At 64.4% G+C, this 16624-nt stretch carries 16 protein-coding genes; 10 read left to right on the top strand and 6 right to left on the bottom strand.

Going from position 1 to position 16624, the window contains the following annotated elements; translation table 11 throughout:
• Window positions 1–30: 30 nt before the first annotated feature.
• The 4 genes from ACP3TD_RS13915 to ACP3TD_RS13900 are packed head-to-tail and all read left to right on the top strand — an operon-like array spanning window position 31 to window position 3567.
• A complete protein-coding gene (locus tag ACP3TD_RS13915) occupies window positions 31–1131 on the top strand; it encodes an ABC transporter ATP-binding protein (protein WP_426763631.1) in 1101 nt (366 codons plus the stop codon).
• Window positions 1131–1865 (top strand): ABC transporter permease, encoded by a 735-nt coding sequence (locus tag ACP3TD_RS13910; RefSeq protein ID WP_426763629.1) that lies wholly within the window; start codon window positions 1131–1133, stop codon window positions 1863–1865. The genes ACP3TD_RS13915 and ACP3TD_RS13910 overlap by 1 nt, the downstream gene beginning before the upstream one ends.
• A complete protein-coding gene (locus ACP3TD_RS13905; RefSeq protein ID WP_091721729.1) occupies window positions 1862–2608 on the top strand; it encodes an ABC transporter permease in 747 nt (248 codons plus the stop codon). The genes ACP3TD_RS13910 and ACP3TD_RS13905 overlap by 4 nt, the downstream gene beginning before the upstream one ends.
• Complete coding sequence (locus ACP3TD_RS13900; RefSeq protein ID WP_426763627.1) at window positions 2605–3567, top strand: ABC transporter substrate-binding protein; 963 nt, start codon at window positions 2605–2607, stop codon at window positions 3565–3567. The genes ACP3TD_RS13905 and ACP3TD_RS13900 overlap by 4 nt, the downstream gene beginning before the upstream one ends.
• Window positions 3568–3796: 229 nt before the next feature.
• Here ACP3TD_RS13900 and ACP3TD_RS13895 read toward each other — a convergent pair whose 3' ends face one another.
• Both ACP3TD_RS13895 and ACP3TD_RS13890 read right to left on the bottom strand, forming a co-directional pair.
• Window positions 3797–4447, bottom strand: a complete 651-nt coding sequence (locus tag ACP3TD_RS13895) for a GNAT family N-acetyltransferase (protein WP_426763625.1) — start codon at window positions 4445–4447, stop codon at window positions 3797–3799.
• A gap of 337 nt (window positions 4448–4784) precedes the next feature.
• Window positions 4785–6140, bottom strand: coding sequence for an IS110 family transposase (locus tag ACP3TD_RS13890; RefSeq protein WP_426763624.1), 1356 nt, complete (start codon window positions 6138–6140; stop codon window positions 4785–4787).
• 238 nt (window positions 6141–6378) lie between these two features.
• On the opposite strand from ACP3TD_RS13890, the gene ACP3TD_RS13885 reads away from it, so the two are divergent.
• A complete protein-coding gene (locus ACP3TD_RS13885) occupies window positions 6379–7599 on the top strand; it encodes a pyridoxal phosphate-dependent aminotransferase (protein ID WP_015937728.1) in 1221 nt (406 codons plus the stop codon).
• A gap of 49 nt (window positions 7600–7648) precedes the next feature.
• A complete protein-coding gene (locus tag ACP3TD_RS13880; protein WP_426763623.1) occupies window positions 7649–8503 on the top strand; it encodes a polyphosphate kinase 2 family protein in 855 nt (284 codons plus the stop codon).
• A 28-nt stretch (window positions 8504–8531) separates the two neighbouring features.
• Here the strand turns inward: ACP3TD_RS13880 and ACP3TD_RS13875 are convergent, their stop codons facing one another.
• Entirely contained in the window at window positions 8532–8750 is a 219-nt protein-coding gene (locus ACP3TD_RS13875) for an exodeoxyribonuclease VII small subunit (protein ID WP_426763621.1), read from the bottom strand.
• Window positions 8747–10093 (bottom strand): exodeoxyribonuclease VII large subunit, encoded by a 1347-nt coding sequence (xseA, locus tag ACP3TD_RS13870; protein WP_426763620.1) that lies wholly within the window; start codon window positions 10091–10093, stop codon window positions 8747–8749. The genes ACP3TD_RS13875 and xseA overlap by 4 nt, the downstream gene beginning before the upstream one ends.
• Window positions 10094–10328: 235 nt before the next feature.
• On the opposite strand from xseA, the gene ACP3TD_RS13865 reads away from it, so the two are divergent.
• Together ACP3TD_RS13865 and ACP3TD_RS13860 are read left to right on the top strand one after the other, a co-directional pair.
• Window positions 10329–11180, top strand: coding sequence for a hypothetical protein (locus tag ACP3TD_RS13865; protein ID WP_426763619.1), 852 nt, complete (start codon window positions 10329–10331; stop codon window positions 11178–11180).
• A gap of 9 nt (window positions 11181–11189) precedes the next feature.
• Entirely contained in the window at window positions 11190–12269 is a 1080-nt protein-coding gene (locus tag ACP3TD_RS13860) for a 4-hydroxy-3-methylbut-2-enyl diphosphate reductase (RefSeq protein WP_377202829.1), read from the top strand.
• Between the two features lie 11 nt (window positions 12270–12280).
• Here ACP3TD_RS13860 and ACP3TD_RS13855 read toward each other — a convergent pair whose 3' ends face one another.
• Entirely contained in the window at window positions 12281–13522 is a 1242-nt protein-coding gene (locus tag ACP3TD_RS13855; protein WP_426763618.1) for a DNA recombination protein RmuC, read from the bottom strand.
• Window positions 13523–13612: 90 nt separating this feature from the next.
• On the opposite strand from ACP3TD_RS13855, the gene ychF reads away from it, so the two are divergent.
• Both ychF and ACP3TD_RS13845 read left to right on the top strand, forming a co-directional pair.
• Window positions 13613–14698: a redox-regulated ATPase YchF gene (ychF, locus tag ACP3TD_RS13850; protein ID WP_426763616.1), complete on the top strand. Its 1086-nt coding sequence runs from the start codon at window positions 13613–13615 to the stop codon at window positions 14696–14698.
• Window positions 14699–14878: 180 nt separating this feature from the next.
• Window positions 14879–15532, top strand: coding sequence for an SDR family NAD(P)-dependent oxidoreductase (locus ACP3TD_RS13845; protein WP_426763615.1), 654 nt, complete (start codon window positions 14879–14881; stop codon window positions 15530–15532).
• Here the strand turns inward: ACP3TD_RS13845 and ACP3TD_RS13840 are convergent.
• Window positions 15529–16581, bottom strand: a complete 1053-nt coding sequence (locus ACP3TD_RS13840; RefSeq protein WP_426763614.1) for an LLM class flavin-dependent oxidoreductase — start codon at window positions 16579–16581, stop codon at window positions 15529–15531. The two genes, ACP3TD_RS13845 and ACP3TD_RS13840, sit on opposite strands and share 4 nt — an antisense overlap.
• Between the last annotated feature and the right edge of the window lie 43 nt (window positions 16582–16624).

Genomic DNA, 16624 nt, shown 5'->3' with positions numbered 1-16624 from the left:
GCATCCGAGCAGAACAGGTAAGTCCGCACCATGGACACATCGATGATCGAATTCCAGAACGTGACCAAGGAGTACCAGGGCGGACAGGCCGCCGTGGACGGCTTGACCATGTCCATCCGCAAAGGCTCCATCACGGTTTTCGTGGGGCCATCCGGCTGCGGAAAGACCACGTCGCTGCGCATGATCAACCGGATGGTCGAGCCCACCTCCGGAGTGATCACGGTGGACGGCAGGGACGTCACTTCGGCGCCTGCCGCCGAGCTGCGGCGTTCCATGGGCTATGTCATGCAGTCCGCGGGGTTGCTGCCGCACCGTTCGGTGCTGGACAACATCGCCACCGTTCCGCGGCTGAACGGAGCCTCGAAAGCCGACGCCCGCAAGCGCGCCGAAGAACTTCTCGACGTCGTGGGCCTGGCCCGGTCCCTCGGAAAGAGGTACCCCGCCCACCTGTCCGGCGGCCAGCAGCAGCGCGTGGGGGTGGCGCGCGCCCTGGCAGCCGACCCGCCGGTCCTGCTCATGGACGAGCCGTTCAGCGCCGTGGACCCCGTGGTCCGGGAAGAGCTGCAGCAGGAACTCCTCCGCCTCCAGAAAGACCTGGCCAAGACCATCGTCTTCGTCACCCACGACATCGACGAGGCCACAGTGCTGGGGGACATGGTTGCCGTCTTCGCTGTCGGCGGGAAACTGGCGCAGTACGCCACACCGGAGGAGATCCTCCGGGCACCGGCCAACGACTTCGTCGCGTCCTTCGTGGGCAGGGACCGCGGGTTCCGCCACCTTGGGTTCACCCCGTCCGACGGCGTCACCATCCATCCGGTGCCCACGATCATCCGTGGGGCGGCCGGCAACGAGTCCGATCCCGGTGCCGCCGGCGGCTGGCAGCTGGTGGTGGACGCGGACATGCACCCCCTCGGTTGGGCGGTGCCCGGCAACGATACCGGCCTCATTCCCGGCGGGTCGCTGTTCCGGCCGGGAGAAAGCCTGCGCCGTGCCCTGGACTCGGCCCTGTCCTCGCCGTCGGGACTGGGCGTGGCCGTGGACGCCGCCGGCAAGGTGCTCGGTGCCGTCCGGGGCGGTGAAGTGCTGGCCCTGATCGAAGAGGCCCGCCAGGTCAGGCAGGCAGCGCTCTGATGGAATGGTTCCTGTCGAACAGCGGCATGGTCTTCGAAAGGGCCGGGCAACACCTGGTCCTCGCCCTTGTGCCCATGGTGCTGGGGCTGGTGCTGTCCATCCCGCTGGCGCAGCTCGCGCGCAGGAACGGGGCACTGCGGTCCGTGGTGCTGACCTCCAGCTCCCTGCTGTACACCATTCCGTCGCTGGCACTCTTCATCATCCTGCCCACCATCCTGGGCACCCGCGTCCTGGACCCCCTGAACGTAGTGGTGGCCCTGACCATCTACGCGGTGGCACTGCTCGTGCGGGCCGCGCTGGACGCCTTCGACTCCGTTGACCAGGAAGTGAGCCAGGCCGCCGTCGCCATGGGATACCGGCCGCTCGCGAGGTTCCTGCAGGTCGACCTGCCGCTGTCCCTGCCCGTCATGTTTGCCGGTTTGCGCGTGGTGTCCGTCAGTAACATCTCGCTGGTCAGTGTTGCAGCGCTGCTGGGCATCGGAAACCTGGGCATGCTTTTCACTTCCGGCCTGCAACGTGACTTCGTTACCGAGATCGTGGTGGGCATCTTCGCCATCCTGGTGCTGGCGCTGCTGATGGATGCCGTCCTGGTTCTCCTTGAAAGAATCCTCACGCCCTGGGTACGGGCCGGAAAGCACTCCCGGCCGGGCCTGGACGCGGATGCTGCTGCCGATGAACCGGCCGATGCCGCGCGGCGCCTGTCCCAGCCGCAGGCCGGAGGGGGCAACGCATGAGCAACGTCTTCACCGATACCTTCGCCTGGCTCGCGGACCCCCTGCACTGGTCCGGAAGCATGGGGATCCCCGTCCGGCTGGCCGAGCACCTGCAGTACACAGGGCTGGTGATGCTGATCGCCACGGCCATTGCCGTCCCCATCGGCCTGTTCGTGGGCCACACCGGAAAAGGGCGGGTGGCAGTGGTGGCCCTGGCGGGCGCACTGCGGGCCCTGCCCACGCTGGGCCTCCTGACGCTCTTCGTGCTGCTCGCCGGCATCGGCCTCATGCCGCCGGTCTGGGCACTGGTGATCCTCACCGTTCCGCCACTCCTGGCCGGAACCTATGCCGGAATCTCCAGCGTGGACCGCAACGTCGTGGATGCCGCCCGCGCCATGGGCATGACGGAACTGCAGGTCCTGTTCCGGGCCGAGCTCCCCAACGCCCTGACCGTCATGTTCGGAGGGTTCCGCACGGGCGTGCTGCAGGTGGTGGCCACCGTCTCCGTGGTTGCCTACATCAACCTGGGCGGCCTGGGACGGTACCTCTTCGACGGACTGGTCCTCAGCGACTTCCCCCAGATGCTGGGAGGCTCGTTGCTCATCGCGGCGCTCGCCATCGCCGTCGACCTTGTCCTCGCCCTGTTCCAGAGGCTCTTCCTCACCACCGGGGCCTCACACAAGCCACGCCGCAGCCAGCAGGCCGCGGCAGATCGTACAGACCCCGTCCCTGCGGAGACTGTCCTACAAGGAGGTAAGTCATGAAAGAAAACCGTCCACTCAACCTTGGCCGGAGGAGCTTCGGCGGCCTCGCGGCAGGGCTTGGCCTCGCCGTTGCGCTGTCCGCCTGCGGCGGATCCTCCGACCCGCTCAGCAACGCCCCGTCCAGCAACGCCGGGTCCTCCGGGGGTGCAACGTCCCTCACGGTGGGCTCGGCCGACTTCCCCGAGAGCCAGATCATCGCGGAACTGTATGCCGGGGCGCTCAACGCGGCCGGCGTCACCGCCACCACCAAACCCAACATCGGTTCGCGCGAGGTCTACTTCAAGGCCGTCCAGGACGGTTCCGTTGACGTGGTTCCGGACTACACCGGCAACCTGCTGCTGTATGTGGACAAGGCAGCCACGCAGGTCTCCGCTGACGACATCTACAAGGCCCTGCCGGACAAGCTGGCCGACGGCCTCGCCGTAGCCGATGCGTCCAAGGCTGAGGACAAGGACGCCATGGTGGTCACCAAGGCCACCGCCGAGAAGTACCAGCTAAAGTCCATCGAGGACCTCGCCAAGGTCTGCAGCGAGATTGTGGTGGGTGCGCCGGCGACGTTCGCAGAACGCGCCTACGGACTGCCCGGGCTTAAGAAGAACTACAACTGCGAGCCCAAAAAGCTGGAACCCTTCAGCGACGGCGGCGGCCCCGTGACCCTGAAGGCGCTCCTCGAAGACCAGGTCCAGGTGGCGGATATCTACACCACCACGCCGTCCATCGCGGATAACGACCTGGTGGTGCTGGAGGATCCGAAGAACAACTTCATCGCCCAGCAGGTAGTGCCGCTGTACAACGAAAAGAACATGACGGACAAGGCCAAGGAAGCGTTGAACTCAGTTTCCCGCATCCTGACCACCGATGACCTCATCAACCTCAACCGCGCAGTCAGCGGCAGCCAGAAGCAGAACGCCAAGGACGCTGCGGCCGCCTGGCTGAAGGACAAGGGCATCGTCAAGTAGTTCCCGCGCCCCTCGGGGCTTGCTTCGCCATGACGACGGCGGCTGCCGGACTTCCTAAAGTCCGGCAGCCGCCGTCGCCCGTATGATGCTCCTATAGACGTCAAATTGAGCAAGGCCAGTCCTTTTGAGCATTGTTTTCTCGCTCAGGTCTTTGAATGGACTCCATGGTGCACGAGTTGGTGCGGCTCGATTAGATCCAGCAGGCTTCCGGTTCGGCCGCGGCGGTTCTTCATAGCGAGATGTCGAGAAAATCAGCAACAGCGGCGTGGCCGGTCACTTGGAGTGTCCAGTCGGGGCGTTTGAAAGTGCCGGGTGTCAGGCGGGTCCTTTGTATTTCCTCCCTTCTCGCGTCCCAGCTCACCCGTTCGACGCCGTTGAGTTCGTATCCCAAGGAATGAGATACCCCCAAAGATGCTGCGTTCCAGGACATCGCTTCTGACTCTGATACCTCTGCATGCATCCAGTCGAATGCGTAGCAGGCTGCAGCTGCGCGCATTTCTTTGCCCAGTCCCTTGCCCTGACGTGATCGCATAAGCCACGACGCCGTTTTGACTGTCTTTAGCGCAGCAAAATCACGGGCGCCAAGATTTTGGCATCCCACGAAGTCTCCGTCCTGCCAGACTCCCAACAGTAGTTTCCATGACGCTGGTGTAACTTCGGCCCGTGCACGCCAGAACCGTTGTGCCAGGGATGCTCCGAGCTTGGTTCTAGGTAGTTCCGCCCAATCGGAACTGAACGGATTCATGCCTGGCTCGTAGATTCCGCTTCGGGCTGCCTCAACGGCGGCAGGAATGTCAGCATCGGTGATGGGCCGCAGGATCAGCCTGGGGGTGGTGAGAACCAGGGCAAAAATCGGCCAGACCTCGTTCAGTTCTTTCATCCGGTTCCTACCAGATCACCGATGAATGCAGAGCCAAAAGTGTCCATCCGTCGCCCTTCCCCCGGAGGCGCCCCGGACTGGAGCGCTGTCCATCGGAGCATAACGCAGCGGCACTATCAAAGGAGGCCTGAATCGCAGCATCTCCGCTGGCAGGCTGATCGGTCAACCATATGCGGTATGTCGCGGCGAGGGCGTCATCGCGGAGGAGGCCGCGTTCCAGCAGGGAAATATTGGAGGGCCCTTGGCAAGGGGAAACCTGCGGTCCGCGTTTCAGCGTCATGTCGCTTTTGCGGTGATATGCCGCGCTGAGGCGACACTGGGCTGTCCATGGCTGGGGTCAATTCGGGTTGTCCACGGCTGGTTTTTTGGGGAGCCGTGGGGTAGCTCCCTCGGCGGTGGTAGCGGTGGATAACCCGTGGGAATCGTCCCCGGTTGTGGACAGGTGCTGTTGGGTGAGCCATTGTCGGTACGTTTGGGCGACGTGATCGTTTCTGGCGATCCCTCGTTCTATGCGGGAGAGGTTGGAGGGCCACTGGTTGAGTTGTTCGCCGGCTTGCTGCAACGTGACGCCGAGCTGCTGCCTGAGGCGGCGGAGGTCGGTGATGTCAGGTGCTGCGATGGGGCTGAATATCTGGCGGTAGATGTCCCGTGCGACGTAGCGTTTGAGGCAGCGCATGGTTTCCCGTTTGCTCTTGCCGTCAGCCATCCGTTTAGCGACGTACTCCTGGGTTCGGTGGTCTGACTGCATGCGGGAGAGAACAACGTGGTGGAGTGCGCTGTTGGCTTGGCGGTCTCCGCCTTTGCTGAGTCTGTGGCGGTGGGTTTTGCCTGATGATGCGGGCACGGGTGCGGTGCCGGTGAGGGCTGCGAATTGTGCTTCGTTGTTGATCCGTTCGGGGTTGTCTCCGACGGTGACCAGGAGTTGGGTGGCGACTTCGACGCCTACGCCTGTCAGTTCGGTCAGCAGTGGTGCGTATGAGTCGAGGATTTCTTGCAGGAGCTCATCGGTAGATGCGATTTCGGATCGAAGATCTTGGTATCGCAACGCCAGGGTTTTCAATGTCAACGCGGTGATGTATCCGGTGTCTGAGGTGTGCCCGGAGGGCCGTGAACGGGCAAGGGCGGTGATCATCGCCGTTGTGGGGAGGCCGCGGTACTTTGATCGGATTGTTTCCGGTGCGGAGACGAGCAGGCTCCGGATTTGGTTGATGGCGATGGTGCGCGACTTCATTGCCGAGGTCCGTGCTGTCCGAAGGATGCGGAGGCATTCCACTGGTCCGTCTTTGGTTTTGGGGGTCGAGATGCCTCGTTCGGCAAGTACTGATTGGGCTGCCTGGTAGGCGTCCAGTGGATCTGACTTTCCCCGGATTCTGCGCTGTTGACGGTTTGGCCGGTTAACTTCGAAGACCTTTAGTTCTTCCTTGGCCAGTACGCGGGATAGTTCGGCCCCGTAGGAACCTGTCCCTTCGACTCCTACGGCGCTGACCGTTCCGTGGCTGGTGATGAAGTGAAGGAGTTGGCTGTAGCCGGCGGCTGTTGCTGCGAACTTTTGATCAGCGATGGGCTTGCCGTATTCGGTGACTACGGCGACGTGGTGGGTGTCGGCGTGGGTGTCCACGCCGACAATGATTTGGGAGAGTTCCTCGGTCAATATGGCGACGGCCCTGTTCTTCCTGGTCTTTGTGTGTTGCACGTTGGCCAGGCCGGCAGACAGCACGGTAATGGGACTATGTGGTTCAGGCTCCTATTAGGTCATGTCCGCCTGGCTCAACGGGCTTGATGCTGATCCTGAACCGGTGGACAAATCATGAGAAAGACAGCGTTTTCACGCCTCAGGTGGGCGACGAGTCACGCCGGTTCAGGACCTTTACCATCATTACCGTGGGCGAGGTCTCAGCGGCTGTCCATCCTTCCTGTGGCATATTTGAGGAATGGCAGAATTCAGGCAGTCCACGAAGCTCAACAACGTCCTTTACGACATCCGTGGACCCATCCTGCAGGCCGCCCAGCAAATGGAAGCGGAAGGCCACCGCATCCTCAAACTGAACATCGGCAATCCCGCCCCGTTCGGCTTCGAGGCCCCCGACGCCATCCTGGTGGACATGATCCGCCACCTCCCGCACGCGCAGGGCTACAGCGATTCCCGCGGCATCTTCTCGGCACGCACCGCCGTCTCGCAGTACTACCAGACCCGCGGGATCCAGAACATCCACGTGGACGACATCTACCTGGGAAACGGCGTCAGCGAACTGATCACCATGTCGCTGATGGCCCTCCTGGATTCCGGTGACGAAGTCCTCATCCCCACCCCGGACTACCCGCTGTGGACAGCGTCCGTGGCCCTTGCCGGCGGAAAGCCCGTGCACTACCTCTGCGACGAGGAATCCGGCTGGCAGCCCGACCTTGAGGACATGGAAGCGAAGATCACGCCCCGTACCAAGGGCATCGTGGTGATCAACCCCAACAACCCCACCGGTGCCGTCTACCCGGAAGAGACGCTGAAGCGGATCGTTGCCCTGGCCGAAAAACACGGCCTGGTGCTCTTCGCGGATGAGATCTACGAAAAGATCCTCTACGAGGACGCCGTCCACGTGAACATGGCCGGTCTGACCGGCGACGACGTCCTCTGCCTGACCTTCAGTGGACTGTCCAAGGCCTACCGGGTGTGCGGGTACCGGGCAGGCTGGATGGCAATCTCCGGGCCGAAGAAGGACGCCGCGGACTACCTCGAGGGCATCAGCCTGCTGGCCAACATGCGCCTGTGCGCCAATGTTCCCGCCCAGCACGCCATCCAGACGGCTCTGGGCGGCTACCAGAGCATCAACGACCTCATCCTTCCCGGCGGCCGGCTGCTCGAACAGCGCAACAAGGCCTATGAGATGCTCAACGCCATTCCCGGTGTCAGCACCCAGCAGGCCAAAGGAGCCCTGTACCTGTTCCCGCGGCTGGACCCCGAGGTCTACCACATCCGCGACGACGAGAAGTTCGTCCTGGACCTCCTGCGTGAGCAGAAGATCCTGGTATCGCATGGCCGCGCTTTCAACTGGGTGCGCCCGGACCACTTCCGGATGGTCACCCTGCCCAACGTCAAGGACATCGAAGAAGCAGTCGGCCGAATGGGGGACTTCCTCAGCAGGTACCAGGGGAACTAGCCTGTGCTCACGGGCTCAGCGCCCGCGAGCACAGCGCGAAAGGAAACCCATGGCCGGCCCCGAGACATTCGATGAGCATCCGTCCGAGACGCTTCGGGCAGGAAAGGGGTTCGTCCTTGCCGATGTCGACCCCGATTCCACCCCCGGCTACGCCGGAACGAAGGAAGACGGCCGGGCGCTTCTGGCCGGAATGGACAGCACGCTCACCGAACTCCAGGAAAAGCTCTTCGCAGCCTCCCGCTTCGGGAGCCGCAAGAGGGTCCTGCTGATCCTCCAGGCCATGGACACTGCCGGTAAGGGCGGGATCGTCAACCACGTCATGGCGGCCATGGACCCGCAGGGTGTCCAGTTCAAGGCATTCAAGGCACCCACGGACGAGGAGAAGTCCTACGACTTTCTCTGGCGCATCGAGAAGGAAGTGCCGGCCGTCGGCATGGTGGGGGTTTTTGACCGTTCGCACTATGAAGACGTGCTGATCCACCGGGTACACCGCTGGGCCACCCCGGATGAAATCAAACGCCGCTACGTGGCCATCAACGAATTCGAGGCCAGGCTGACGGACTCGGGGACCACCGTGGTGAAGGTCATGCTCCACATCAGCGCGGAGGAGCAGAAGTCCCGGCTGCTGGCCAGGCTGGACGACCCCTCAAAGCACTGGAAGTACAACAGGGGAGACCTGGAGGAGCGGGCGTTCTGGGAAGACTACATGGCGGCCTACCAGGCAGCCATCGATGCGACGGGCACACCGGACGCTCCCTGGCACGTGGTGCCGGCGAACAAGAAGTGGTACGCCCGGATAGCGGTCCAGCAGCTGCTGCTGGGCGCTATGAGCGGGTTGAACCTGGATTGGCCGAAGGCAGAGTTTGATGTCGCGATGGAACGCGAGCTGGTGGTTCGTTCCTGAGGCGACTTCCGCCGGGAGTTTTTGGAGCCTAAAGCGGCTGGTCCCGGGCAGCGGCGAGCCGTTTGCGGGCGCCCTCCAGCCATTCCTCGCAGCGCGCCGCCAGGGCCTCGCCGCGTTCCCACAGGGCCAGGGACTCCTCGAGGCTGGCGCCGCCGGCCTCAAGACGGCCTACGACGGCGATGAGCTGTTCGCGTGCTTCCTCGTAGCTCAGTGCGGCGGTGCCGGTGTCCGGCGTCTGCTCGGTCATGTTGTTTCTCCCGTATCCGGATGGTGCTTGTCAGGTGCTGGTGGATTTTCTTCAGGGCTGCCGGTGCCGGTGGACGTGGCGCCGAAGCGGCCTTCGGCGACGCGGATGGCCAGGGGCTGCCCGGCGGGGGCATCGGCCGGGCGCCGCACCACTGCGTGGCCGGAGCCAGACGATCCCGCGCGCGGCCCGGCGAGCTCCACCACCGCGTACCCTCGGTCCAGCGTTTTCTGGGGGGACAAGGCACGTACCTGGGTCCTGAGATGCTCCAGCCGGTCACCGGCACGGACCACCGTGGAGTTCACGGCCGTGGACGATCGCCGAAGCAGCCGTTCGATTTCCTCGCTGCGGACAGTGACCAGGCCTTCCGGTGACGCCAGGACAGGACGGGAATGGAGGGAGGCCAGCCGGTCCGATTCCCGGTCCACCAGCCGTTCGATGCAGCGGCGCAGCTGTTCCCGGGCCTGCCGGACACCGGCCAGCTCCTCGGAGACCTCCGGAACGATCCGCTTGGCGGCATCCGTGGGAGTGGACGCACGAAGGTCGGCGACGTCGTCGAGCAGCGGCCGGTCGGCTTCATGCCCGATCGCGCTCACTACGGGCGTCGTTGCCGCCGCCACAGCCCGCACCAGCTCTTCGCTGTTGAACGGCAGCAGGTCCTCCAGCGCCCCGCCGCCCCGGGCGATGACAATGACGTCGACTTCCGGGAGACCGTCCAGTTCCCGGAGGGCGCGCACCACCTGCGAAACGGCGCTGGTGCCCTGGACCGCCACTTCGCGGATCTCAAATTCGACGGCCGGCCAGCGCAGCGCGGCGTTGCGCACCACGTCTTTCTTGGCGTCCGAGTCCCTGCCGGTGATGAGGCCGATGCGGTGCGGCAGCAGGGGGAGGGGCCTCTTCCTCGAATCAGCGAACAGGCCCTCAGCTGCGAGGGCCTGGCGGAGCCGTTCGATGCGAGCGAGCAGGTCCCCCAGGCCGACGGGGCGGATATCCCGGACCTGCATGTTCAACCGGCCGGTCTTCAACCAAAACTCGGGTTTGAGCAGGGCCACCACCCGTGATCCGCGCTCCAAGGGAAGATTCTTGCGTTCCAGGACCTTGGTCCACACAGACGCCGGCAGCGACACCTCGGCATCGACGTCACGCAGGGTCAGGTAGGCGTTGCCTCCCCGGCGGTTCATCTCGATAACCTGTCCCTCCACCCAGGCAGACGGAGTGCGGTCGATGTGGACTTTCAGCTTTTGCGAGAGCAACTGCAGGGGCCACGGGTTCTCAGGCGTGGTTTCAGCGGCCGTAGCCGGCAGGGTGCTCGGCGCGGTGTCCGGCAGGGGAGACTGTTCAGACATGCGGGTGCCCCTGCGGGACTGGAACTGCGGGCATGGGGTCCTTTGGTGGCTGTGACAATCAGGCTGTCAGGAAATGCTGCGTCAGAAAAAGCTGGGTCAGAAAAAGCTGCGTCTGAAGAAAGCTGGGTACCGGTTCTTCAACCTTATCCATAAGCACTAGCACGCGGGACTGACAGTGCCCGGTCAGGTTACCTGCCTAGGATGGGGTTACCGCCATCAACCTGAAGGACCTGCTGTGCGCACATTCGTTTCCGCCCTGGCTACCGTGCTGGGCATCCTCCTGGCCGCCGTGGCGGTTCCTGCCATCTGGCTGGACCGCAACATCGTCGGCGAAGACGGTTTCGTGAGCCTTGCGGCACCCATGGGGCAGGATCCCGAATTCCGGCAGCAACTGGCGACGGCCGCCGTCGGGACCATCGACACCAGCGCCGTTCCCGGATTCCTGAACGACCTGGTGCAGCCGGTCCTGGAGAACGCGGCAACAACACTGACCGGGCTTCCCGGGTATCCCGCGGCGTGGGACGAGACGCTGCGCAAGAGCCACCGCCTGAGTTTCGCCTCCACGGCCGGAGATGCAGGCGCCGCCGGGCAAACATCATCCCTGACGCTCGACGTCGCGCCGCTGGTGGCCCTCGGGGTGGAGGAAATTTCCAGGACCAGCGGGATTCCCCTCGATGCACCGCAGGAGACGCTGATCAACACCGGCCAGCCGGAACACCGGGAGTGGGTGGAACGCCTCGCTACCTACGCGCCCATGGGGTACCTCCTGGCCATCGGTTCAGGTGTCGCCTTCCTCCTCGCGCTGGTGGCGGCCCGCCGCCGCTGGACAGTGGCGGCTGCTGCCGGCATCGGTGCGCTGCTGATGGCCGGTGCGTGGAAGCTGGCCACGGATGCCGGAACGGCCAGGGCCCTTGCAACCGACACGGGCAATGATGTGGCAAACCTTTTCCGTGACGGGTTCGTTCCCGCTGCGGCATCCAATTTCGGGGGCTGGACCCTGGGCACGGCCGTTGCCGGTGGGGTGCTGCTGGTGCTGGCGCTCGTGGGCGGAGCCGTATCGCGAAGGCGGCCCCGGGCAACCCGGTAGCATGGAGAGATGACCTCCACAGCTGTTTCCCTCTCGATGCCAACCGTCCCGCGTAGGCGCCGCTCGCCCGAGGAAGTAGCAGCTGCAGCGCCCGTCACCGGGGCCAAGAAAGTGCTGCTCGCGGCTCCCCGAGGCTACTGCGCGGGAGTGGACCGGGCCGTGATCGCCGTCGAGAAGGCACTGGAGCACTACGGTCCCCCCGTCTACGTCCGCAAGCAGATCGTGCACAACGTCCATGTGGTCAGCTCCCTCGAAGAGAAGGGTGCTGTGTTCGTTGACGAGACGGACGAGGTTCCCGAAGGTGCCCTGGTCATCTTCTCCGCGCACGGAGTTTCACCTGCCGTCGTCGAATCTGCAGGCCAGCGCGGACTGCGCACCATCGACGCCACCTGCCCCCTGGTGACGAAGGTGCACAAGGAGGCCGTCCGGTTCGCCAAGGACGATTTCGACATTCTCCTGATCGGCCACGACGGCCACGAGGAAGTGGAAGGAACAGCAGGCGAAGCGCCGGACCACATCCAGATCATCAACGGCCCCCACGAGGTGGACAAGGTCACCGTGCGTGACCCGGAAAAGGTCATTTGGCTTTCACAGACCACCCTCAGCGTCGACGAAACCATGGAAACGGTCCGGCTGCTGAAGGCGCGGTTTCCCACCCTGCAGGACCCGCCCAGCGACGACATCTGCTACGCCACCACCAACCGGCAGGTGGCCATCAAAAAGATTTCTCCCCAGGCGGACCTGGTGATCGTGGTGGGGTCCGCAAACTCCTCGAACTCCGTGCGGCTTGTGGAAGTGGCCCTGGAATACGGCGCCAAGGCGTCCTACCGCGTGGACTTCGCCAACCAGGTGGACGAAGCATGGTTTGAAGGCGTGGCGACTGTCGGCGTGACCTCGGGGGCCTCCGTTCCCGAAGTGCTGGTCCAGGATGTGCTCCGGCTGCTCGCTGACTACGGCTACGGAAGCGTGGAAGAAGTGGTCACCGCAGAGGAAGACCTCCTGTTTTCGCTGCCCAAGGAACTCCGCGCCACCCTGAAGGAAGCCGGCGACGTCAGCCGCGCCCTCGGCGGACGCCGGCCGCGCGACTGACGTCCGGCGTCCTACGCGGCGGCCCCGTCCTGCTGGAGCTCGGGGGCTGAAAGTGCGCGGGGTGTGACCTCCACGGGCGCCGGGGAGGCCAGGCCAGCTTCGTCCAGGGTGTTCAGCTTGCGGGCCGTGGGCAGCACCCGGGCCTCCAGCGTCCCCACCAGGGAGTTATAGCGGTCGACGGACGTCTTCAGCGACGACCCCAGCTTCGTGACATTCTCGCCCAGGGTTCCCATCCGGTCGTAGAGCTGCCGGGCGAGATCAAACAGTTCCCGCGCATTGTCGGTCAGGACGTCCTGCCGCCACGTGAACGCCACCGACTTCAGCACGGCGAGCAGGGTCCCGGGAGAGGCCAGGACGACGTTCTTGGACAGCGCATGGTCCAGGAGCGACGCATCGGCTTCAAGGGCAGCCGCAAGAATCGATTCCGCAGGGATGAAACAGACCACCAATTCGGGGGAGTTCCCCGGAATGTCCCAGTACCTCTTGTTGCCCAGCGCATCCACGTGGGCCCTCAGCGCCTTTGCGTGGGCAGCCAGGAGCGCCTGCTGTGAACGGCGGTCGGAGACCGACTGGGGTGCCTGCCGTGCCTCGGCATGCTGCATGAAGTGTGCCGCGGAAGCGCCCATCTCCTGTGCCTCAAGGTAGGCGGACAACGGGACCTTGGCATCCACCACCAGGATCTTATCGCCCGGAAGCTGGACCACAAGGTCGGGACGGACTGCGGAGTCTCCGCCCGCGCTGTGGACCTGCTCCACGAAATCAACGTGGCGGAGCATGCCGGCAGCCTCCACCACCCGCCGCAGTTGGACTTCACCCCACTGGCCCCTTGCGCTGTTGGACCTGAGGGCCGATTCCAGGGCATGCGTGGAGCGCATCAGCTGTTCATCGGAGAGGCGCGCTTCCTGGAGCTGCTGGGCAAGCTGGCCGTACTGTTCCACGCGGTCCCGTTCCAGCAGCGCCACCTGCTGCTGGACTGCCGTGAGCTTCTCCGCCACCGGGGCAAGGGCGCGCAGCACGCTGCCGTCCTGCGACCTGGCCTCACCCAGCTCGCGGTTCTGTGCCGCCAAAAGCCGGCGTTCGGCGTCGGCCGCTGCGAACTGTGCGCTGACCTCAGACAGCCGGGCGGACACGGCGTCAAAGTCAGCTTCAACGCCGTTGGTGTTCTTCCGCAGCACAAAGTAGGTGGCGGCCGCACCGGCCAAGGCACCGGCAAGCAGCATGAAGAGGGCAAGAATCAAGGCAAATCCATCCATGGGTTCACTGTTGCACGGGGCACTGACAATCCACGGGAGTGACATCCGCCGGTACGGCCAGGCGGGACGCTGCGGGTAGAATCAGTGCTCGTGGCTCTTACTATTGGCATCGTCGGACTGCCCAACGTCGGCAAATCAACCCTCTTCAACGCGCTGACCCGCAACCAGGTCCTGGCGGCGAACTACCCGTTCGCCACTATCGAACCGAACGTCGGCGTCGTGAACCTGCCGGATCCGCGGCTCGCGAAGCTGGCCGAGATCTTCGGTTCCCAGCGGCTGCTGCCTGCTCCGGTGTCCTTCGTGGACATCGCCGGGATTGTGAAGGGCGCATCGGAGGGCGAAGGCCTGGGCAATAAGTTCCTTGCCAACATCCGCGAGGCCCAGGCCATCGCACAGGTTATCCGCGTGTTCGATGACCCCGACGTCATCCACGTCGACGGCAAGGTCGATCCCCGCTCTGACATGGAGATCATCAACACCGAGCTGATCCTGGCGGACCTCCAGACCATTGAGAACGCCATTCCCCGGATCGAAAAAGAAGTCAAGATCAAGAAGCGCGAAGCCGCCGAGCTCGCCGCCATCAAGGCAGCGCAGGCGGTGCTCGAACGCGGCGACACCATTACCTCCTCGATCAAGAGCGACAAGCTGGAGATGGAGCACCTCAAGGAGCTCGGCCTTCTGACCGCCAAACCGGTGATCTACGTCTTCAACGCGGACGAGGGAATCCTGGGCAGCCAGGAGAAGCAGGACGAGCTGCGCGCCATGGTTGCCCCGGCAGACGCCGTCTTCCTCGACGCCAAGCTCGAAGCCGACCTCGTTGAACTTGACGAGGAAGAGGCCCGCGAAATGCTGGAGATGAACGGCCAGGAGGAATCCGGACTTGACCAGCTGGCCCGCGTCGGGTTCCACACGCTGGGGCTGCAGACCTACCTGACCGCCGGCCCCAAGGAGACCCGCGCCTGGACCATCCATCAGGGCGACACAGCACCCCAGGCCGCCGGCGTCATCCACTCGGACTTCCAGCGCGGCTTCATCAAGGCCGAGGTAGTCTCCTTCGACGACCTCGTCGAGGCCGGATCCATGGCCGAGGCCAAGGCCCGCGGCAAGGTCCGCATCGAAGGCAAGGAATACGTCATGGCCGACGGCGACGTGGTGGAATTCCGCTTCAACGTCTAGTCCCAGAGGATTTCGGAACGGGCCCATCTGCTTCCGCAGATGGGCCCGTTCCTGTTGGCGCGCTTCATCACGGATGAGCGGGTGAAGCCTGCTTCTTTGCCCGCGTGGTACCGCAACCGTCCAGCCCCAGGGAACCGACGCGCGCTCTGCTACCGGCGGCACGTGGCCTAGGATCTATCCATGACGACTCTTGAGGGAGCGGTTGTTCTGGTAGTCGGCGCCAGCGGCGGACTCGGTTCGCGCGTCGCCGCCCTGCTGGAGAGCAACGGCGCCATCGTCGTTAGGTCCTCAAAGTCAGAGGGGCACGATCTGCGCGTATCTTCCGTCATCCAAGCGATGCTGGATGACACGAATGCGCAGTACGGTCGTATCGACGGGTTAGTGGTTGCGTCAGGGGTCGTTGCCTTCGGCGCCGCGTCAGACCTTGAACCCGCCACAGTGGACGAACTTTTCGCTGTGAACACCACCGGTCCGATCCACCTCATCACCAAGAGCCAGCCCTACCTCGCTGTGTCCGCACGAGAGGGCCGGGAGCCCTTCGTTGTCACCTTGAGTGGCGTTGTGGCCGAAGCGCCCGTCGCTGGCCTGGCGGCATATTCGGCGTCGAAGGCTGGACTCGCGGCCTTCGTTGTCGCAGCGGCCCGCGAGTATCGCCGGGCGGGCATCAGAATCGTGGACGCGCGTCCAGGCCACACCGGCACCGCCCTGTCTGAGCATCCGATCGCAGGGACTGCGCCGCGATTCGGCGCGGCGCTGGATCCCGACCTGGTTGCAGCGCGGATTGTCACTGCAATCACCGATGGCGAGAAGGACCTGCCCAGCACCGCCTTCTAAGCTCGTTCAGCTCCGGCCGGGGACCAGCCGAGCGCCGGTCCCAATGAAGAGGCGATGTCGGTGAGGATCTGGACGTAGTCTTCGTGCTCGAAGCTGAAGGGGAGCGCGAAGGCCACTTCTTCAACTTCCTGGAAACCCGCGTGGGCGTACAGCTGCTCCGCGATTTGCTCACTCGTGCCGATGAGGTCCCGGGCGAACAGCATCCTCTTCGGCCCCTGCGGGGCGGCCGTGCGGGGCGTGCGTTCGTCGACGTACTTCTGGTACTTCTCCCGCTGTGCAGCGGAGGCCGAATCGGTGGGAATGACCACCAATCCCTGCGATACCCGGGTCCGCGCCTGCGGCTGTCCTGACGCTGCGGCCGCGTCCCGGTAGGCGCGGATCTGGGACTGCTGGATCCGGGCGAAGTCGGGTTCTTCTCCTGCTTCAGGGAAAATCACGCTGCTGGAGAGCAGGTTGAAGCCGTTTTCGCCTGCCCAGACCGCGGATTTCCGGCTGGCAGCGCCGTACCAGAGGCGATCGCGCAGTCCGGGGGAATGCGGTTCCACGCGGTTGGAGAACTCCTCCACCACACCCTGCTTGCCGAAGAAATCGCGGACAGGTTCACCGGCAACCAGCCGGGCGAACCGCTCCACGCGGGTGTAGCTGAAGTCCTCCACCTCGGCGGAATCCGGGTAGAGCTCATGCTTTACCGTGTCCCAGTGCATCGGTTCGCCCACGCTGAGGCCGGGGTTGATCCGGCCACCGGCCAGCAGGTCCGTGGTGGCGATGTCCTCGGCCAGGCGCAGGGGATTCTCCCAGCCCAGCGGCGTAACGGCCGTGCCGAGCTCGATCCGGGACGTACGCTGGCTGGCCGCTGCCATGACGGCCACGGGCGAGGAAATGCCAAACTGCAGGTGGCGATGCCGCAGCCACGCGCTGTCGAAACCGAGCCGCTCACCCAGTTCGATGACCTGCAAAGTGGATTCGTGGCCTGCGGCCGGGTTGGCCGGATCGAAAAGGCCGATGGTGAGGAAGCCAAGCTTTCGCAGGGGACGGTTCTGATCTGGCATGGGCTTCCTTTGCTTGGGTCGGGTGGTTGACCCCAGAATATGC

This window comes from Pseudarthrobacter sp. 1G09 (assembly GCF_050038305.1).
GTDB classification, from domain to species: domain Bacteria; phylum Actinomycetota; class Actinomycetes; order Actinomycetales; family Micrococcaceae; genus Arthrobacter; species Arthrobacter equi.
The sequence above is the reverse complement of the archived record's forward strand: the minus strand, read 5'-3'. Positions and strand labels throughout refer to the sequence as shown.